Origin of the sequence: Iodobacter sp. CM08 (genome assembly GCF_033446605.1) — a bacterium.
In the GTDB taxonomy this organism is placed as follows: Bacteria; Pseudomonadota; Gammaproteobacteria; order Burkholderiales; family Chitinibacteraceae; genus Iodobacter.
On the sequence record NZ_JAWQUO010000008.1, the window covers coordinates 97,574 to 109,763 of the forward strand.

Genomic DNA, 12,190 nt, shown 5'->3' on the forward strand with positions numbered 1-12,190 from the left:
CCTTGCTGAGGGTCAAGCACGCTCATCCTCCAGCCATTCCCGCCACACGACTAATGCCACATAAAGCAACTGGCCCGATAAACAAACCCACTTTCTGTAGGCAGCAAAAACACCAACCACGCAACAAGCGCTAAACCCATCAGAAAAGCCCCAAGCACTAGCCGCTGTATCACAGGATTACTCGTGAACTCACGCATTGTTAAAATTTGTCGGCTCGAATCACCTCCACATCCTGCAGGTACGCCACCATGGCAAAGTTAGTAAAATAGTGTTCTTGCAAAAACAGCAGCGTACTTTCAGCTTGTGGACGCGGCAAAATCATTTCAACGCGTATATTGGCCGATTTACCCCAAGCGCCATCCCTTAAGCCATGCATGCCTCGGCCACGCGCATCAGATATCGTGTAGGCCTTGATGCCTAATTGCTGAAGATCGCGCAGCAATACCTGCTCCACAGCAGCCTCCGTAATTGCGGTTAGCAGGGTGCGTAGTTCTGTATGGATGGTCATCAAAATGCTCCGTAAAAATGCGTGGCTAAGCGATGATATAAAGGAATCCCAAACACAACATTAAATGGGAAAGTCACGCCTAAAACAGCGGCAAGCGAAATAACCGGATTCGCCTCAGGCACGGCTAAACGCATTGTGGCTGGCACCGCAATGTATGAAGCACTGGCGGCCAAAGTGGCCAGTAAGGTAAGCCCACCCACAGAGAGGCCCAGCAATAAGCCGCAGAACAAACCCAGTGCACCAGAAAACAAGGGCATCAATACGCCAAACGCTAGAATAAAGGCACCGCGTTTTTTAATTTCATCAAACTGGCGGCTCACAATCAGGCCCATTTCTAATAGAAACAATGCCAACACCCCTTTAAATAAATCAAAAAACAGCGGCTTAATGGGTGCTAGCCCTTCTGGCCCCGCAGCCCAACCAATGGCCATCCCACCCAGTAACAACACTACGCCTTTACCTAAAAAAGTTTCATGCGCCAGCTTGCCCCATTGCGTGTCTTTGCCCATACCACGTACCAGCACAATCCCCACCAAAATTGCGGGGATTTCCATCACAGCCAAAAAAATGACCATTTGTGATTCAAATGCAATTTGGCGACTACTTAGCCAATTCACACCCACGGCATAAGTGGCAACGCTGACCGAGCCATAATGCGCAGCCATAGAGGCCGCATCGGCCCTATTTAATCTGCCAAAACCTTTCAGCACAGTAAAACCGATCAAAGTGAGCACCGCACCAAGGCCAATCACTAATGCAAGCTGTGGCAGCAGCGGCAAGATGGGTTGCTGTGCCAGTCCCAACCCGCCTTTTAAACCAATGGCGAGTAATAAAAAAACGGCCAGTGACTCATATAAAGCCGCTGGCAGTTTTAAATCAGAGCGCATAAGTCCTGCAGCAAGTCCAAGTAAGAAAAACATCACCACAACATCAATCATTCACTTATCCCTATTAAAAGCTGGGCAGAAAGCCCAATTGACCATTCCTTCGCGCTTGCAAAAAGAAGCTAGGCCAGCTAGCTTCTTCGCGATAAGCAGCGTAATCAGCGATTACGCGTTAGATATAAGCTAGCCGCCACGCTGCCGCCAATCAATATCCCCACCACCGATAGCGAAACCATAACCGGCATATGGTACCAAGGCATAATCAGCATTTTGGTACCAATAAAGGCCAACACCAGCGCCAAGCCGTATTTAAGTAAATGAAAGCGATCAGCCATATCCGCTAATAAGAAATACAGCGCTCTTAAACCCATAATGGCAAAGATATTAGAGGTAAAAACAATAAATGGATCAGTTGTAATCGCAAAAATAGCCGGAATAGAATCCACCGCAAATACAACATCCGATACTTCTACCAAAATCAGCACTAAAAATAGCGGGGTAAAATAGCGCACGCCATTTTGCATCACGGTAAATTGCTCACCATGATGAGTATCACTCACCCTTAGGTATTTTCTGGCTAATTTAAGTACAGGGTTTTGCGTCATGTCCGGCTCTGAATCCGCCGTAAATAACATTTTTATCCCTGTTGCCAGTAAGAAGAAACCAAAGAAATACAGAATCCAGTTAAATTCACGGACCACCCAGGCACCGGCCAAAATCATGACTGCCCGCATCACAATCGCACCAACTACACCGTAAACCAAGACCCTGCGTTGATATTCTGCGGGCACATTAAAAGCCGAGAAAATCAATAAAAATACAAATACATTATCAACCGAGAGCGATTTTTCAATCACATAGCCGGTAAAAAACTCCAGCGCTTTTCGATCAGCAATCTCCGCGCCTACCGTGCCATTTAAATACCACCACATACCGGCATTAAATAACAGCGCTAAACTAATCCATACCAAGGACCAACTCGCCGCCTCTTTAATACTCACCTTGTGTACTTTACCGCCGCCGAATACAAATAAATCAAGAGCCAGCATCACCAATACAAAGCCAATAAAACTAGCCCACATCCACGGCTCACCGATTGAAACGGCTGCATCCATATCACTCTCCTATTTTATAAAATTAATGCCTTAACTTTAGTGCCAAAATCCGTTCACTGAGCAAGGGATGCGACATAAATAGGCGTTTTACACCAAGCTCAATACTCCCTGCAATTCCAAGTGCAGCTTGCGGCTGCTCTGGGCTAGGTACGCCATTTAAAAATTCCAGAGCGGCAATCATGGCCTCACCCCCCGCTAACCTTACTCCGCTTAAATCGGCTAAAAATTCTATACGCCGCAAAAACCACATTACCGCGAGTGCCGCCAACATCAAACCCATCGCAATCACGGCAATAAACACGGCCACAGTGACCCACTCTTGAAAATGGGGCATGACAAATTGATTGGCAAGAAGATAGGCAAACACCACCACCAAAATATTGGCTAGCCCTTGCATCATAATCAGCCTAGTCATATCCGCATTAGCAATATGGCTAATTTCATGAGCCAGCACCGCCTCTGCTTCATAAGTGGGTAAACGCCACAATAAACCAGAAGAAACAGCGATTAAAGCATGGTGCTTTGATAGCCCTGATGCAAACGCATTGATATCAACCGAATCATAAATAGCCACCGCTGGCCCACGAATACCTGCCAATTTAGCCTGCTTTGCCACCGTAGCAAGCAGCCAAGACTCTGCTGAATTACTGGGGATTTTTAGCGGTTTGGCGGCCAATAATTGCTGCGCTTTGTGCTTTGAAATAGCAAATGCAACAAAGGCAGCACCCAAGTACAGGAAGGCGCAAAACCACACAAAAAGATCAAAGCTTAAAACATTAAAATAAGGCTGTAACGCGCAAATACCGTGCGACAACAACAGTACTAGCACCCCATTACTTAAAAAAAACACACTCAGCCTTTTCATGATCTACTCCTTACATTACCGCTGGCCCTAGGGCCGCTCACCCCAATGGCAAGCGCTTCAATGTAAGCTTACAGGATTTAGCCTTATCACTTTAAATAGCTTAGGAATTGAGTCTGTGAGCGGTCAATCCATGTTTTTCTGACGATTAAAAGCTAAAAATCCACTTGTTAACTTACAAAAACAAAAGACTATTTCTATCAATCTAGGTGAATCAACTGAATATTAATCGACAATCTTATTCAATTAAAACCCATGGGCTTGATATTAACCTTGCACTTCCACAAAGAAAATCAGATTATTATTGATTAATAGTTCGTAAAAAACTGATCATAGAGCCAAGCAGCATGATGAATTACAAACAGCTTTACTATTTTTGGAATGTGGCCAAAGTGGGCAGCATTACGCGTGCCGCCGAACAGCTTCATCTCACCCCGCAAACCATTAGCGGCCAAATATCAGAGTTAGAAACCTCATTAGGTACGGATCTATTTCGCCGCGTAGGCAGGCGCTTGGAGCTCACTTCAGCAGGCAAACTGGCGCAAACGCAGGCCGAAGAAATATTTCAGATTGGCAATCAGCTAGAGCAATCACTAAAAAGTGGCGCAGCTAGCCCTGAATTAGTCTTTAAAGTTGGAGTGGCTGATGCTGTACCCAAATCCATTGCTTACCAGCTTTTAGCCCCGGCGATTACGCTGGCAGAGCCGGTGCGCTTAATTTGCTATGAAGACAAACTGGAGCGCCTTTTTGCCGAGCTGGCCATCCATAAGCTTGATTTGGTGATTGCCGATCAGCCCCTTCCCTCAGAGCTGGGGGTGAAGGGTTATAACCATGCCTTAGGTAAATGTGGCATCGCTTTTTATGCGGTGGCAGAACTTGCTACGCGCTATCGCAGTGGTTTTCCACAATCGCTAAAAGACGCGCCCGTGCTTTTCCCTGGCGATAAAGTAGCGATGCAAGCGCCGCTTTTACGCTGGTTTCAAGAGCAAGGAATTAGCCCAAAAATAGTGGGGCAATTTGACGATAGCGCGCTAATGAAGGCTTTTGGCAAAGCCGGAGCAGGGGTTTTTGCTGCGCCCGCCATTATGGAAGAAGAAATCCTCAGCCAGCACGGAGCCCAATTAATCGGCCATGTTTCAAGCGTACAGGTCAACTATTTTGCCATCTCAGTAGAAAGAAGGCTTAGCCACCCAGCGGTCTTGGCTGTCAGTGAAGCTGCAAGGCGATCGCTATTGATGCAGAAAGGGTAATACTTAAATACTTACAACACCTTGAATCCAAAACTACTTTTAAGTTATGATGCGGCTAGGTCTGCAGTTCACCTAGGCGTCGCCGCTTCATCTTGAAGCACGCTAAACCTGTTATGGCGAAAAATATTTGAAACTTTTGCTTGGCCCGAACCCTAGTGCCAAGCCGTAACGGCGACCAGCGGCAGTCTCAACGACTTCGGCACGACAGGAGAATTCGACCATGTCGCGCACCACCTACCCTTTTTATACCTCTGATATCTCTGCCCTAGCCCGCTCATTAAAGCAGCAATGGGCTGCTGAGCCTACCGCTCCCGGCCATTTACAAATTTTAAATATGCTAGCGCGTGCTGCGGGCTTTAGTAATTTTCAGCATCTGCGCGCCGCCGCAGAAGCACCTGCCCCCTTGCCTGCCAGTACGCAATCTGCGCTAACAAAACGTCTACTCAAGCATTTTGATGAGCAGGGGCGCTTAATTCACTGGCCTAAGAAGTTTTCCGAGCAACGGCACTGCCTATGGCCGGTGTGGGCCAATATTCCGGCAGCAACAGAGATGACAGAAAAGGCTGCCAATGAGTGGATTAAATCTGCAGAAGCCATCGGCGACCATGTGCTGCTGCGCCGCGAATTGGTGAATGACCAGCTCATCACCCGCACCCCCGATTGCCGCGTTTACCAGCGGCTGGAGCAGAGTGTTCCTGAGGAATTAACTGAATTTATGGCCGAAATACAAAAACGTAGAGTCATAACGACCACCTAAACCTTGCTTAGAGCGGCTTAGGCCAAAAACTACCCAAGCCGCTCTATGTTTTGTAGCGAATCAATCCCCTCTTAAAGCCGCTAAATCAGCTGTATTTTGGCAATTGATATTGCCCACCGCCCAATAGCCCTCTGAGAGCCAGCTCCGCGCATATTTATGCACCAGCTCAGGCGTGTATTGCGAATAATCCGCGGCATTACCCACTAAAGAGGCATCAACCAACCAATTCCAAGAGATAAATTCTGCATACTGTATTGGTGAATCCACTCTTTCTTTTTGCGATTTAATTAAAATATTTCGAATATTTTTAATCTCATCCACACTAGGTGTTTCTTTGCGTAAACGAGCTATTTCATCCACGGTTATTTTTGCAGCTTGATCGCATTGCTTAATATCGGTTTGATAATTTAATTTTATCAATAAGCCTTGCCAAGCATTTAACTCGTAATTACTGTAAACCCCATGCGTTTCGCCAGTATTTTCGCGCAAGGCTTGCCAAAGCCGCTGCTGTAATAGCTGGCTCAGAAAATCTGCCATATCGGCACTGGCCGACGTCGCAGGCACTGGAATATAGGCATGCCAGACACGAACGGCTCGCTGCTCCTGCATGGTTTGGTGTAATTCATTGCTTCGGCCATGCGCTAAAGCCTCTGGCTTAAAGCTGCTCAGAGCCTGAGTGGGCAAACTTGCTAAGTATTTTTCAATCCATTGCCTAGTTTGCGCTTGCTTATTTAAACCCGTAAATACAAAGCGAAATGCCAGTGGATTAGCAAATAGGATATTTCTTGCTTCAGCAAAATCTGCAAATGCAGCTTCAAATTGATATTCATGCCAAAAATCAGGATAGGGCCAGTTTTCACCATAGTGCTTTTCATTCAGCCCCATATAGAGCGAACTTGCAGAAGCTTTAGCTTGCTGAAAAGCCAATGCCATACTTTGTTTGTATACCGCCGCATCATCCCTTGGCGCGGTCCATATCAAGTATTGCAATTGCAAGAATTGCTCCAGATCCTGCGCACTGGTTTCCCCCTTCAAACCATGCTGATTAGGGCCAATAAACGGCTGTAGCTGCAATGAAGAGGCAGCAAGCTGCCGTTTTAATTCAACACCGCTCCACTCTCCCAATCCCGCATCTAAAAAATAGTCCGTCAGCGATAAACCGGCTGGGTGGAGTTTCTTGCCTAAGGCCGCCATCCCGCCTATAGATCGGGCAGAAAAACCGATTCTGTCCGTCGTATTTTTAGGGGGAATAGTAAGAACTTCAATCCCATTACTTAATGTAAATAACGTGCCCCCTGTTACGGCATCGATTTGCTCTGCCATAATTTTACCCGGCTGTGGCGGCTTGCTGAGTAGAGGCTTATCGGCCTTTAGCGCCACAATATTTTGCAAGGGCTCAGCCTGCACCGCATCCACAATCTTTTGCGCGGTATTGTCCATAAATAAGGAGAAGCTTGTCACTGCCGGGGGCAAAAGCACGGTTGCTAGCTGATCTGGCAAAAGTAATAATCGTTTTAGCTCGGCTTGCAGATCTTCTGGCTTGATGGCAGCAAATAATATTTTTTGCTGCTGTAGCGAGCCTGCTAAATCTCTGGCTGATTCACCGTATTGCACATGCATTTGCAAGCGCGAGGCCCAGTCAAGATGATTAAGCTGAGTGGGTCGCAATTTTTGCCATTTAGCAAAGGTGTTATCCAGCTCTTGCTGAGTAAAGCCAAAGCGTTTTGCTCTTTCAAATTCACGGTACAAGGCCTGCAAAGCCTCTTTCATTTGCTTGTCTTTAACCGTCACAGAAAAACTAAATTCGGTTTGCCGTGTGGGTAAGCTTGCACCATGACCATTAATCCAACTGGCCTCTAAGATTGGGCTATTGCCCGTTTGAATCAGCAGACGTTGATAGAGTAAATCCCCCAGTAAGCTACGCTTAAACTGAGCTAATTCAGTGTCCACATCCCCATTCAACTCTGCAGGTAAAATCCAGCCCCAGCCTACCACTGGATGCGAAACACTCCACACATCTCGGTGGCTAAAAAAACGTAATCCAGCGCTTTCAGCAGGAAGAGGATAGCCATTGGGTAGATCGCCCTTCACCACGCCAGCGAACAGCACTTTAATGTTTTCTTCAACAGCCTGTGGCTTCACATCCCCAGCCACCAACACCGTCATCCGCTGAGCCTGATACTCGCGCTGATAAAAGGCTTTGATCTTGGCCAAGGGGATATTTTTAACGATATCTGCATCCCCCATCGCCAGCTGCTTGTGATAATCCTCTTTGGGATACATGGCTTTCAACAAAGATTGATAAAAATCTGTACTCCACTGGCTTTGACGCCCTTCATCCAGCACCACCTCGCGTTCTAGCTCTAATTCCGCCGCATCTAGCTCAATGCCAGCCGCCCAATCGGCTAATAATTGCAAGGCCTGTGGCGCGGCATCGCTAGCCACACTGATCTGATAAATCGTTCTTTCATTCGAGGTGAAGGCATTAAAATCACTGCCAATGCGCATGCCTTGGCTTTCTAAAAAAGCTTTCAGTTGCTGCGGGGAAAAATGCTTGGTACGGCGAAACGCCATATGCTCTAGCAAATGCGCCACGCCACGCTCTTCTTTGGCCTCGCTCATCGAGCCCGCATTTACAATTAGCCGCAATTCAACCTTACCGGCAGGCAAAGCATTTGGCTTTATATAATAATTTAAGCCATTGGCCAGTTGCCCATGACGGATATCTGCCGCCAACACAGGAAGCTGCTCTATTTTATTGCCCGCCGCAGATGCAAGCGCATTTAAGAGCAATAGCAGGCACAAACTGACTGTATTTTTCAAGAAAACCACCCAATGCTTTCAGAGGGTGCAAATATTACGGCAGCCATTAAAAACAATCAATTCTCATTCAAAACTTATCATCGCGCCTATTTTGGCTAAGTACCTTTTTGCAAGCAGGCTCAGCAGCTCCCTAGCAAGGCCGCAAGCCAACTGGCTAAAGACGGTTGCTGATTAGTCATTTACTCGCCCTCAAAGACTTTAAGCGTAGCCCATCAACTTAAGCAATATGCCATTCGTAGGGCGAGTGAAACCCGCGAGCGATGCTAAAAAACGCGGCTTGCACCCGCCATACGATGTTTTAATACTTGCAATAGATAGATCTAAATTGATCGCTTAGCGTTTAACGATCCACAGTGCCCTTACAAAGCCGCGAATCAACGGGTGGTTTAAAACTTACTGGTCTAGCCCGCCCATGCACAGGTATTTCATGACTAAATAATCATCCATGCCGTAATGAGAGCCTTCGCGGCCTAAGCCCGATTGCTTAACGCCTCCAAATGGAGCAACTTCATTGGAAATAAGGCCGGTGTTAATCCCCACCATGCCGTACTCCAAGGCTTCGGCCACGCGCCAAACGCGGCCAATATCGCGGCTATAAAAATAGCTGGCCAAGCCAAACTCGCTATCATTGGCCATTGCGATCACTTCAGCATCGCTATGAAAACGAAATAAAGGCGCTAATGGGCCAAAAGTTTCTTCTTTGGCCACCAACATGCTGCTATCTACTCCAGCGAGCACCGTTGGCTCAAAAAAAGTATGCCCCAGTGCATGGCGCTTACCGCCTAATAGTAGGCTTGCTCCTTTTTGCAGTGCATCGGCAATATGCATTTCTATTTTTGCGACCGCCGCTTCATTAATTAACGGGCCTTGATCCACGCCTGGCTCTATCCCATTACCCACTTTAAGGCGGCTGACCGCAGCCACTAATTTGGTGGCAAACGCATCGTAAACGCGATCATGCACATACAGGCGATTAGCACAGACGCAGGTTTGCCCCGCATTTCTATATTTAGATGCCATCGCCCCCTGCACGGCGGCATCCAGATCGGCATCTTCAAACACAATAAAAGGGGCGTTTCCGCCTAGCTCTAAAGACAGCTTTTTGATGGTTGGGGCGCTTTGTGCCATTAAAATACGCCCTACTTGGGTAGAGCCGGTAAAGCTGAGTTTGCGCACCAGCGGGTTACTCGTCATCTCCTCACCAATTTCGCGTGGCTTGCCAGTAAGTACATTGAGCACCCCCGCAGGAATCCCCGCACGCTCGGCCAATACTGCTAGCGCTAGGGCAGAAAGCGGTGTGCTTTCTGCTGGCTTAATAATCATGGTGCAGCCGGCAGCCAAGGCAGGGCCCGCTTTACGGGTAATCATGGCCGCAGGGAAATTCCACGGTGTAATGGCAGCACATACCCCAATCGGCTCTTTAATCACCAAGAGGCGTTTATCTGCAGCAGGCGTTTGTAAGGTATCGCCACAGACGCGCTTGCCTTCTTCTGCAAACCATTCAATAAAAGACGCCGCATAGCCAATCTCGCCCCGTGACTCCGCCAAAGGCTTGCCCTGCTCGGCGGTCATGATTGCGGCTAAGTCATCGGTGTTTTCAACCATCAACTCAAACCAGCGCCTTAGCAAGCCACTGCGCTCCTTAGCCGTTTTTTTACGCCAACCCGCCCAAGCCACATGGGCCGCAGCGATCCCCGCCTGCGTTTCTAGGCGGCCCATATTGGGCACATAGGCAATCAACTCGCCGCTTGCAGGGTTATGCACAGCAAAGCGGCTTCCATCTAAAGCATCTTGCCAAACACCATTGATAAATGCCTGCTGGCGGAGTAGATCTGCATCTTTTAGCTTCAACATTAGGTTTCCTTATGCTTATTAACTGATGTTACGCAGCAAGATCAAAAAATACGTAATCCACTAGAAACACAAAAAGCACGAACAGATACCGCATCATTTTTACTACTTATGTCTCTTTCTCAAACAAAGCCATGAATATGTTGTAGGGGCGCTGCTTGCTGCGCCCTGTTCAGCGAGGGCGCAGCAAGCAGCGCCCCTACGCGTTAGCAGAATTGGCATTGATCTTCTCAGACCAACAACAAAAAATAAGCAAGAGACATAAAAGGTTATTCTTTTTATTTATTTTAATAATTATATTTAATCACTACTACACCATAAGTTATCGTGTATCACGACAATCAGCAGCGTCCTTCCTGCGTAGGCGGGAATCCAGCGACGCTGATGGATCCCCGACAAAAACACTCGGGGATGATGCTTTTTTAGCCCGTTTAAAATACAAGAAAATTTAGCTTGGAGTACTTATCAAATGGTTAATGATTTATTCATTGACGCATCAAGCTAAAAAACAGAGGGAGATTATCCTTGTTTAACCCATTTTTTTCGTGCATTTAGTGTTTTTCGTGGATAAATCGTCTTTGTGCGTCACATCCCTTGTTAAGTTTAAAATTTCACCACGGTGCTCAGCAGCGCTTGCTCAAGAATATCCAGCCCTTCATTGAGCAAGGCATCGCTGATGGTAAGTGGAAACAAAAAGCGAATCACATTGCCATAGCTGCCACAGATCAATAAGAGCAAACCGTTTTCTAGCGCCTTGGCCTGTACTTGCTGGGCAAATGCCACATCGGCACTGCCATCGCGGATAAACTCCACTCCCACCATCGCCCCCAAGCCTCTCACCTCGGCGATGTGCGGCACGCGCTCACGTAAGCCGTTTAAACGCGTTTTGACGGCCGCACCCAAGATATTGGCCCGCTCGCAGAGTTGTTCTTCTTCGATAATATCCAGCACGGCATGGGCCGCAGCCACCGCAATCGGATTACCCGCGTAAGTGCCGCCTAAGCCACCAGGATTGGGGGCATCCATGATTTCGGCGCGGCCACAAACGGCAGATAAGGGCATACCACCGGCTAAACCTTTCGCCATGGTGATTAAATCCGCCTCTACATCGTAATGTTCCATTGCAAATAATTTGCCAGTGCGTGCAAAGCCGGTTTGCACCTCATCGGCAATCAGCAAGATGCCGTGCTCATCGCAGAGCTGGCGTAAGGCATGCATCAGTTCTGCAGGGGCCACATAAAAGCCGCCCTCGCCTTGCTCTGGCTCGATGATGATGGCCGCCACACGGCTAGGCTCGATATCAGCCTTAAATAATTGGCTGAGCGCTTGTAAGGTGTCTGCAACGCTTACGCCATGCAGGGAATTGGGGAAAGGCAGGTGATAAACATCACCAGGAAAGGGGCCAAAGCCTGCTTTATAAGGGGAGACTTTGCCAGTCAGCGCCATGCCCATCATGGTACGCCCATGAAAACCGCCATGAAACGCAATAATCCCCGTGCGGCCAGTGGCAACCCGCGCAATTTTTACCGCGTTTTCTACCGCCTCTGCGCCTGTAGTAAAAAACGCGGTTTTCTTGGCGTGCGTGCCAGGTGTGGCCCGATTAATCCGTTCGGCAAGCTCTACATACGAGGCATAGGGCATCACTTGATACGCCGTATGGGTAAAGCGCTCGAGCTGTGCCTGCATCGCAGCGATCACTTTAGGGTGGCGATGCCCCGTATTGGTCACCGCAATCCCCGCCGCAAAATCAATATAGCGGCGGCCTTCTACATCCCACAGCTCGGCGTTCTCCGCTCGATCGGCATAGATCGCACACATCACCCCCACACCACGGGGAGTGGCTTGGTTTTTCCTTTCCTGCAACGATGCATTGCTCAACATAGCTTTCATCCTCTGCTTTATTTAGAAAGTTTGATTGCAATATAGCGCGTACTTAGCCCCATGCTGCAGGGGTGTTACCTGTATGTATGTCGTCAGCCTCTGGGCCTGATTCATCCAGCCATGCCCCATCCTATCGCCAACGGTAATGTCTATGCAAAAAGGACGCAGCTCTCTGCGTCCTTTTTGGTGATTTTTGTAGCAATGTTTGATATCAGTTAAGTACGGATGTTACGCAGCGATCAACCTAAAAAAGTCTAAA

Annotated in this window: 9 protein-coding genes; 2 read left to right on the top strand and 7 right to left on the bottom strand. The window is 47.9% G+C overall.

Annotation, left to right across the window (positions count from 1 at the left end; translation table 11 throughout):
* Positions 1 to 199 precede the first annotated feature (199 nt).
* The 4 genes from R6242_RS06140 to R6242_RS06155 all read right to left on the bottom strand — a co-directional run bounded on the left by R6242_RS06140 (position 200) and on the right by R6242_RS06155 (position 3,372).
* Positions 200 to 508, bottom strand: coding sequence for a P-II family nitrogen regulator (locus R6242_RS06140; protein WP_318425071.1), 309 nt, complete (start codon positions 506 to 508; stop codon positions 200 to 202).
* Positions 508 to 1,446, bottom strand: coding sequence for a sodium-dependent bicarbonate transport family permease (locus R6242_RS06145; protein WP_318425074.1), 939 nt, complete (start codon positions 1,444 to 1,446; stop codon positions 508 to 510). Before R6242_RS06145 ends, R6242_RS06140 begins: the two co-directional genes overlap by 1 nt.
* Positions 1,447 to 1,550: 104 nt before the next feature.
* Positions 1,551 to 2,507: a TerC family protein gene (locus R6242_RS06150; RefSeq protein ID WP_318425077.1), complete on the bottom strand. Its 957-nt coding sequence runs from the start codon at positions 2,505 to 2,507 to the stop codon at positions 1,551 to 1,553.
* A 22-nt stretch (positions 2,508 to 2,529) separates the two neighbouring features.
* Positions 2,530 to 3,372 carry a M48 family metalloprotease gene (locus tag R6242_RS06155; RefSeq protein ID WP_318425080.1) on the bottom strand — a complete coding sequence of 281 codons (843 nt, stop codon included), beginning with the start codon at positions 3,370 to 3,372 and terminating at the stop codon, positions 2,530 to 2,532.
* A 344-nt stretch (positions 3,373 to 3,716) separates the two neighbouring features.
* On the opposite strand from R6242_RS06155, the gene nhaR reads away from it, so the two are divergent.
* Positions 3,717 to 4,619, top strand: a complete 903-nt coding sequence (gene nhaR, locus R6242_RS06160; RefSeq protein ID WP_318425083.1) for a transcriptional activator NhaR — start codon at positions 3,717 to 3,719, stop codon at positions 4,617 to 4,619.
* A 220-nt stretch (positions 4,620 to 4,839) separates the two neighbouring features.
* Positions 4,840 to 5,376 (top strand): DUF2087 domain-containing protein, encoded by a 537-nt coding sequence (locus R6242_RS06165; RefSeq protein ID WP_318425085.1) that lies wholly within the window; start codon positions 4,840 to 4,842, stop codon positions 5,374 to 5,376.
* 60 nt (positions 5,377 to 5,436) lie between these two features.
* On the opposite strand, the gene R6242_RS06170 is transcribed toward R6242_RS06165, so the two are convergent.
* The 3 genes from R6242_RS06170 to gabT all read right to left on the bottom strand — a co-directional run bounded on the left by R6242_RS06170 (position 5,437) and on the right by gabT (position 11,931).
* Positions 5,437 to 8,199 (bottom strand): insulinase family protein, encoded by a 2,763-nt coding sequence (locus R6242_RS06170; RefSeq protein WP_318425087.1) that lies wholly within the window; start codon positions 8,197 to 8,199, stop codon positions 5,437 to 5,439.
* 393 nt (positions 8,200 to 8,592) lie between these two features.
* Positions 8,593 to 10,053 carry an NAD-dependent succinate-semialdehyde dehydrogenase gene (locus R6242_RS06175; RefSeq protein WP_318425091.1) on the bottom strand — a complete coding sequence of 487 codons (1,461 nt, stop codon included), beginning with the start codon at positions 10,051 to 10,053 and terminating at the stop codon, positions 8,593 to 8,595.
* 600 nt (positions 10,054 to 10,653) lie between these two features.
* Complete coding sequence (gene gabT, locus R6242_RS06180; protein ID WP_318425094.1) at positions 10,654 to 11,931, bottom strand: 4-aminobutyrate--2-oxoglutarate transaminase; 1,278 nt, start codon at positions 11,929 to 11,931, stop codon at positions 10,654 to 10,656.
* Positions 11,932 to 12,190 lie beyond the last annotated feature (259 nt).

Bases quoted from the DNA above. Each gene is read 5' to 3' on its own strand.
- R6242_RS06140 (WP_318425071.1), bottom strand. From the start codon at position 508: ATGACCATCCATACAGAACTACGCACCCTGCTAACCGCAATTACGGAG.
- R6242_RS06145 (WP_318425074.1), bottom strand. From the start codon at position 1,446: ATGATTGATGTTGTGGTGATGTTTTTCTTACTTGGACTTGCTGCAGGA.
- R6242_RS06150 (WP_318425077.1), bottom strand. From the start codon at position 2,507: ATGGATGCAGCCGTTTCAATCGGTGAGCCGTGGATGTGGGCTAGTTTT.
- R6242_RS06155 (WP_318425080.1), bottom strand. From the start codon at position 3,372: ATGAAAAGGCTGAGTGTGTTTTTTTTAAGTAATGGGGTGCTAGTACTG.
- nhaR (WP_318425083.1), top strand. From the start codon at position 3,717: ATGATGAATTACAAACAGCTTTACTATTTTTGGAATGTGGCCAAAGTG.
- R6242_RS06165 (WP_318425085.1), top strand. From the start codon at position 4,840: ATGTCGCGCACCACCTACCCTTTTTATACCTCTGATATCTCTGCCCTA.
- R6242_RS06175 (WP_318425091.1), bottom strand. From the start codon at position 10,053: ATGTTGAAGCTAAAAGATGCAGATCTACTCCGCCAGCAGGCATTTATC.
- gabT (WP_318425094.1), bottom strand. From the start codon at position 11,931: ATGTTGAGCAATGCATCGTTGCAGGAAAGGAAAAACCAAGCCACTCCC.